Raw genomic sequence first — 271 nt, forward strand, 5'->3', positions numbered from 1 at the left:
GCGGCTTGGTCTCAAAGACGACCAGCAGCCGGGCGATGCCGATCGCGCATTGAGCGGCCATCAGCCACCAGCCAATTTCAATGAGTTGTTCCCATACCTGTTCTCCCGGCTGCTGCGCGTCGAATGATGGCGCGAACGGCGAGCCAGTGGTTACGAAGACCAAGTAGGTAAGTACGGCAAACACAACCAGACGCCAGGTCGCTCGCACCCACAGCGGCCAATGTCGGGTGATCCACGGGACGATCACTGCCGCAAGCAGTAAAAGGGTTGC

1 protein-coding gene is annotated in these 271 nt (G+C 59.8%); it reads right to left on the reverse strand.

What is annotated here, in order from left to right:
- Positions 1-271 (reverse strand): hypothetical protein (locus tag SB679_RS24325; protein WP_410704826.1); only part of this gene is annotated, 271 nt, incomplete at both ends.

Origin of the sequence: Chryseobacterium sp. SIMBA_029 (genome assembly GCF_046535275.1) — a bacterium.
Classification (GTDB): Bacteria; Bacteroidota; Bacteroidia; order Flavobacteriales; family Weeksellaceae; genus Chryseobacterium.